General features: G+C 63.1%; 6 protein-coding genes. 5 read left to right on the top strand and 1 reads right to left on the bottom strand.

The window, feature by feature from the left end:
• Positions 1 to 409 precede the first annotated feature (409 nt).
• The gene (locus Q4I23_RS29490; protein ID WP_149651359.1) at positions 410 to 790 is read right to left on the bottom strand and encodes a tautomerase family protein; all 381 of its coding nucleotides are present in this window, start codon (positions 788 to 790) and stop codon (positions 410 to 412) included.
• 94 nt (positions 791 to 884) lie between these two features.
• Here Q4I23_RS29490 and Q4I23_RS29485 point away from each other — a divergent pair, with 94 nt between their 5' ends.
• The 5 genes from Q4I23_RS29485 to Q4I23_RS29465 form a co-directional block, all read left to right on the top strand.
• Positions 885 to 1,742, top strand: a complete 858-nt coding sequence (locus tag Q4I23_RS29485; RefSeq protein WP_149651358.1) for a LysR family transcriptional regulator — start codon at positions 885 to 887, stop codon at positions 1,740 to 1,742.
• Positions 1,743 to 1,940: 198 nt separating this feature from the next.
• Entirely contained in the window at positions 1,941 to 2,870 is a 930-nt protein-coding gene (locus Q4I23_RS29480; RefSeq protein WP_149651357.1) for an HNH endonuclease, read from the top strand.
• 91 nt (positions 2,871 to 2,961) lie between these two features.
• Positions 2,962 to 4,071, top strand: coding sequence for a hypothetical protein (locus Q4I23_RS29475; RefSeq protein WP_498528572.1), 1,110 nt, complete (start codon positions 2,962 to 2,964; stop codon positions 4,069 to 4,071).
• 106 nt (positions 4,072 to 4,177) lie between these two features.
• Positions 4,178 to 5,944: a class I SAM-dependent methyltransferase gene (locus Q4I23_RS29470; RefSeq protein WP_498528571.1), complete on the top strand. Its 1,767-nt coding sequence runs from the start codon at positions 4,178 to 4,180 to the stop codon at positions 5,942 to 5,944.
• On the top strand, positions 5,941 to 6,297 hold a 357-nt coding region (locus tag Q4I23_RS29465; protein ID WP_498528570.1), incomplete at its 3' end, for a hypothetical protein. The genes Q4I23_RS29470 and Q4I23_RS29465, both read left to right, overlap by 4 nt.

Raw genomic sequence — 6,297 nt, 5'->3', positions numbered from 1 at the left:
CCCTCGTCGGCCGTGTTCTCCTCAACCGAAAAGAATCACGACCAACCGGCCGTGCACAGCCCTTTTTCCGCATCCTGGTAAGGTAGCCTCCGGCAGATCCACCATCTCAAGACGGAAGCCTTCGAACATCGACGTCTCCGGCGGAAAACGGTGTGGGGGCAAAGGATACCGTTTCCCAGAACAAGCACCAAGCTGGCCCGTTCCGGCTCGGGACTGGCTCGCGAGCAGCCTCGAGTGTGGAGGCCAACCCGGGCTTGATGGCCTCGACCGATGGCACTTCGCACCGCCTACGGCAGCCGCCCGACGTTTGGCCACCTCGGGCAGGATTAGCCACCGCTACCGGCAGGGATGCGGCCGTCTTCGAAGCGCTCGATTTTATCAGCCTTGTGATGGGAACAGGTTCGCTGCTTCAAGCATATTGCGCGACGCCGTTCCCGAGCGACCAATTCTCCTTTGCCACTTCGACGATGTTCACGAACACATCCTGTGGCCGGATGCCAGGGTCCTCGCCGAGCAGTTCCATGATCCGCTGGAACAGCGCCTTCTTCTGCTCCACGGTCCGAGTGTTGTTCGCGGTGATCTGGATGTAGACGAGGTCATCGCCTCGGCCGACCCCAAGATAAGATGCGCTATAGCGGAAGTTTGCGGCGTCATGCTCGGTGATGGTCATGAACTGATCGTCTTCGGGCACGTTGAAGGTCTCGTGCATGGCGCGGTACAGACCATCGAAGATTGCCTGCCGATACGCTTCCGGTTTTCCGACACGCAGTGAGATGTGAACGAGCGGCATTGCAAGTCCTTTCCGTTATGTCCGCCTTGACAATAGCCCTGGGTCAGTCATTTTCATACGCTATGAATTTCAATATCTGAGATAACGTTTTGAAATGATTGGGCCGTCTCTCGATCTTGATGCGGTGCGGGCTTTCGTACGCATCGCCGAACTGGAGAGCTTCACGCGCGCGGCAGAGGCCACCGGGACGACGCAGGCCGCGGTTAGCTTGAAGCTGAAGCGCCTCGAAGAGCGGCTCGGCTGCCGCCTGTTCGAGCGGACGCCGCGTTATGTTCAGCTGTCGGCACGCGGCGCCGCCTTCCTGGATCATGCCCGCGACTTGCTGGAGGCGCATGATCGTGCGCTTGCCTCGCTGACGCGGGAACGCCAGCGCATTGCCATCGGAATCAGCGACCATGTGGCGGGACCGGAGCTCCCCGCGCTGATTGCCCGGATGAACGCACAGGATCCGCAGTTGGTGATCGAGATCCGGATTGGGTCATCGGGTGACCTGCTCCAGAGTTTCGACCGTCGGGAACTCGACACGGTGATCGTCCGCTTGCATGCGGAGCGCAACGACGGGGAGCTCATTACCGAAGAGCAGTTCGGCTGGTTCGCGGCGCCAAGCTGGCAACATCGGGCGGACGAACCGTTGCCGATCGCCACGATGGCCGAGCCCTGTGGCGTACGGGCGTTGGCGGGGGAGCTTCTCGACGCGGCGGGCATGCCGTGGACGGAGATTTTCGTCGGTGGCGGTGTGACCGCAGTGGCGGCAGCCGTCATGGCCGGACTTGGCGTCGCGGCATTGTCGCCACGCATGGTACCGTTCGGTGCCGTCGACGTCGGCCCGCGGCTGGGGCTTCCGGTCCTTCCGCGTCTGCCCGTGGTTCTGCACACCAGGGTCAGGGACGGCCAACCGCGTGCCGCGCTTGCTGCCCTGTCGGCAGCCTTCAAGAGCGCGGTTCGAGGCTGATGAGCTCCTTCAGCAGCGCACGTTTCGTTAAAAGGCCCGCCAGTCTTTCGATCATTCGGTCAGCCATGGGCTGCGTACATCGCTGATGTGGGAGCGGTTCACATCCGACGCGGGAGCCCTCTCGAGAGAGTACAATCCGCCTGTACGGCGGCGAGGAAGCTGCTACCCTTCGACGTCTGAACTGACGCCCATGGACCGATGAACGATCCCGACGCCTCTTTCCGGCTTGCAGCCTTCGAGCGCCTGAGGCTGTTGGTGCAGCTGCATGGCGGTTCGTTGCCATGGAGCGTGGTCAACGAGGGCTTCGTCCACGAGGGCGCGCGAATTCATTTCGCTACGAAGGCCGAGGGCATCTTCAAACCGGCTTCGATGACGGGCGTGCTGAGCGTTACAACGGTGGTTCCGCGTGCCGGGCGGCGGGCCTGGTATCACGACCAGCTTGAATCCGAAGCCAAGTTGGCGATGGCGGCGGATGGGCTGTCCTATGCCTTCAACGGCACCGATCCCGACAGCAGGCAAAACAGGCTCCTTCGCGACGCCAGGGACAGGCAACTGCCGATCATCTACTTCTTTGGCGTCGCCCCAGCGATATACGAGCCGATCTTCCCGGCTTACGTCGTGGAGTGGGATCCGAAGGCCCTGTCGGTGAAGCTCGCCCCGAAGCCTCTCGCAGACACCGCCACCCTCTGGACGCCGCCAAATCCGGACGAGCGCCGGTATGCTCTGAGGCAAGTCAAGCAGCGACTGCACCAGTCGGCGTTCCGGGAGCGCGTGGTGGCGGCCTATGGCGGCCGGTGTGCGCTGACCGGGTTGCCTGAGGTGCGATTGGTGGATGCCGCCCACATCATCCCCGACGGCGACATCGAGCGTGGGCAGCCGGACATCCGCAATGGCATCTGTATGAGCAGACTGCATCACGCAGCCTACGATGCGGATTTAATCAGTATTGACCCCGACCATCGCATCCACATCTCCGAACGCCTGCTCGAGCAGCATGACGGACCGATGCTGGAGCTCGGCCTGAAAGCATTGAAAGGACAGCTGATCCGGATGCCGCGCGAGGACCTGATGAAGCCCGATCCTGACCGGCTCGCAGTCCGGTTCGAGCGGTTCAGGAAGGCAGCCTAACCATGACATCTGCCCGCCACCGTTCCACGGCGATCGTCCAGTGAATCGGTTTCCTTCCTCAGTCCCCGCCAACTCAGGAGGCCGCTCGCAAATGGGCTTGGCGGCCACGGCCCGGCTGGCACGTCGAATGATGGTCGCCGGGCTTTCAGTCGCCATAATCGTGACGCCGTTTACTGTCTCGCTGACCGACACCGTTCCGACCGACGCCGATGTACGGGACGCTCTCATCACCATGCTGAGGCAGGTCGCTCCCAAGGAGCGCCTCGAGCAGCAGATCGTGTCGGCGTTGGACCGTGACGCACCCGAGGAGGCCGAAGACTATCTCGACGTCGCCGATCTCCTCCAGGTGCCGGTTGACCCCGCGCTGCGTACCCGTTTTGCGGACGAGAACTCGAGCCTGCGCGCTGCGGAAAGGAACATCCGGCGGGCCGCGATGGGGTTCGTGACCGGCGAAGGGGAGGGGACTGTCGGAATGGCTGCCGCGATCGCCTCGGATTTCACAGTGGTCGGCGACATTCGTGACCTGACGGAGCAGGCGTCGCGCATTGTGCGAGACGAGCCGGTCGACGATCTGGTGCTGGGGCTGTCGATAGCCGGAGTGTCGATGTCAGCGGCGACCGTGGTCACGGCGGGAGGCGCCCTGCCGATCAAGACGGGCATCTCCCTGGCCAAGCTGGCAAAAAAGACTGGCAAGCTGACCGTCCGGTTCCAAGATGAGCTTTCCTGGATCGTCGCCCGCGCGGTCAACACCTCTGGGTTTCGGCAATCGGTGGCTGGGATCCCTTGGTACCGGGTCGACGATCTGGCGAGAGCCGCCCGCAGCCACGCCGCCCGTGTCGACACGAGGGAGGTGCAGAGCGTACTTGCGTCGGTGGCCCGGGTCAGCAAGGTGACATCGCCTTCCAGGACGCTTGTCATCTTGCGCCATGTCGACAACGTCAAGGAACTGCAAGATGCAGAGCGGGCGGCAAACGCCCTGGGAAAGCCGATAAGCGGCGCATTCCGCCTTGCCGGGAAGCGCGTGTTTTCGGCGATGGCCCATATCGTAAAGATCACCGCGAAGCTGATATTGGCCCTGATCGCCGCCATCCTCGGCGCGATGTCGTTCCTGATCGGCCTCTTCATCAAGGTGAGATCGGCGATGCGCCTATGGCGGGGGCTCCGCTTGAGGATGTCTTCGGCGCGGGCTAAGGCGGCATGATTCGGCAACTGCTTTCCGCCGGCCGAGGCGAGCTGGATGGTCCCGCCTCTCGGCAATGGTGTCGAGGCGGCTCCTATCTTCCCTGCCAGCACGGCAGTGTTTGGTCATGACCGATCTTCATCCGACAGCACCGGAGCATCTCGATACGACGCCGGACGGGGACACCGTGGCGGCATACTCACGGCGCGCCCAGGAGTTCGTCGCCCAGTACGAGACCGTCGCCTTCGAGGAGCTCTACGCCGACGTCCTCGACCTGATTCCGTACCAGCCGTCAGCGGTGCTGGATGTCGGTGCAGGGTCCGGCCGCGACGCGGCTTGGCTGGCGGGCCGCGGCCATTCCGTTGTCGCCGTCGAACCGGCGGCTGGAATGCGCGAGGCGGCCGCCCGCAGGCACACGGCAACCGGAATCCGATGGTTGGATGACCGGCTTCCGGGACTGGAGCGGGTCCACCGCACCGGCATGGTGTTCGACCTAATCCTGCTGGCTGCCGTCTGGATGCATGTGTCCCCAGCTGACCGGCGGCGTGCTTTCCGGAAGCTGGTGACGCTGCTGAAGCCGGGTGGCCGGATGATCGTCAGCATGCGGCATGGGCCGAGCGATCCGGAACGGCCGATGCTTCCCGTAAGCCGCGCCGAGATCGAGCGCCTCGCAGCCGAGCATGGCGCCATGGTCAGCCGGGTCATCAAGACGCCAGACCGCCTCGGCCGGTCGGACGTCAGCTGGGAAACCGTCGTTGTCCAGTTGGCGGACGATGGCACCGGCGCGTTGCCGCTGATCCGGCACATCGTCCTCAACGACGCGAAATCCAGCAGCTACAAGCTGGCTCTACTGCGCGTGGTCGCGCGGGCGGCAGATGCCTCTCCTGGCCTCGCCATGGCCGACGGCGATGATGGCGTGGTTCTCCCGCTCGGGCTGATCGCCCTCTATTGGATCAGGATGTTCCTGCCGCTGGTCGCGGCTGATTTGCCGCAGACGCCGACCAGCCGGAACGGGGCTGGGCTGGGCTTCGTCAAGGAACCCTTCCGACGGCTCGCTGGCACCGCGCCGCCGGAGCTCCGGGTCGGCGCCGAGTTCCTGGGGGACAGGGGCCACGCGGTGGCCGCGGCCGTTCGGGATGCCGCGCGCACGATTACCGACATGCCCGCGCACTACATCACGTACCCGGGCAGCGACCGGCAGGTGTTCGATGCCGTGACCCGGCGCGGCCCGCGCATCGGTGAACGGCTTGTGCTGGACGCAGCCTATCTGTGGTCAGTAGGCGATTTCCGGATTCCGTTGAACGTCTGGCATGCCTTGACCCGACTGAACACCTGGATCGAGCCCGCGCTCACCATGGAGTGGACGCGGCTGATGCAGCAGTACCTTGCCCGGCAAGGCCGTTCCGTCCCTGAAGGGCATATCGCCGAGGCTCTCGCTTGGCTCGATCCCCAGCGCGGCACAGCCGAGGTCCGGCGCCTGACCGCCGCCATGTTCGATGCCGGGCAGCCGGTCTTCTGCGTGTGGACAGGCCGGAAACTGCGGCAGGAAGGCCTGGACATCGACCACTGCCTGCCGTTCTCCGCATGGCCCAACGCCGACCTGTGGAACCTGATGCCTGCCGACGCCCGCGTGAACCGGCACTGGAAGGCGGACCGTCTCGTCTCGGCCGATCTGCTGGACCGGTGCGGCGACCGGATTACGGACTGGTGGGAGCGGGCATATCTCCGGGGCGGCGATGTCCTGGCGCGCCGGTTCGGCCGCGAGGCGGCGGCGTCACTGCCGGTGGATGCGGTACTTGATGGCTTGGTCGGCTTGAAACCGGTCCTGGAGGCGGTGGCCGCCAAGCGGCTGATGCTCAAAGCGACACAGCAGCTGCTGGAGTGGAGCGGGTGAAACCGGAAATCAACCTATTAAGCCAGCCGCTTCGAACGGCAGTTCTGAATAAATACTTGGAGACAGAAGTGAAATTAAGTGATATTCTGCGAGAAATCGTCAATGATATTTGCCGAATTAATAACGGTAATGTAAATCCGGAAGAAATTTCCCTCGATTTCTCAACAGCAAATGATGGCAGGCAGATACTCTTCTCCCGAAGGGCCATTCATGAAATGCAAACTGCATCAGAAATAATTCATGAGAACAATCAAGATATTTACACATCAATAGAGATTGATAAACTCAGCGCCACGCTGCGACAAGTTATAGTAAATATATGCGTAAGTCACCTAAGGGGTGAGGTGAGTTTG

The sequence above is a fragment of the Azospirillum sp. UFLA03-27 genome (genome assembly GCF_059803775.1).
The sequence above is the reverse complement of the archived record's forward strand: the minus strand, read 5'-3'. Positions and strand labels throughout refer to the sequence as shown.

Excerpts from the sequence above, each read along its gene's own strand:
- Q4I23_RS29480 (WP_149651357.1), top strand. The coding sequence starts at position 1,941 with ATGAACGATCCCGACGCCTCTTTCCGGCTTGCAGCCTTCGAGCGCCTG.
- Q4I23_RS29490 (WP_149651359.1), bottom strand. The coding sequence starts at position 790 with ATGCCGCTCGTTCACATCTCACTGCGTGTCGGAAAACCGGAAGCGTAT.
- Q4I23_RS29470 (WP_498528571.1), top strand. The coding sequence starts at position 4,178 with ATGACCGATCTTCATCCGACAGCACCGGAGCATCTCGATACGACGCCG.
- Q4I23_RS29475 (WP_498528572.1), top strand. The coding sequence starts at position 2,962 with ATGGGCTTGGCGGCCACGGCCCGGCTGGCACGTCGAATGATGGTCGCC.
- Q4I23_RS29485 (WP_149651358.1), top strand. The coding sequence starts at position 885 with ATGATTGGGCCGTCTCTCGATCTTGATGCGGTGCGGGCTTTCGTACGC.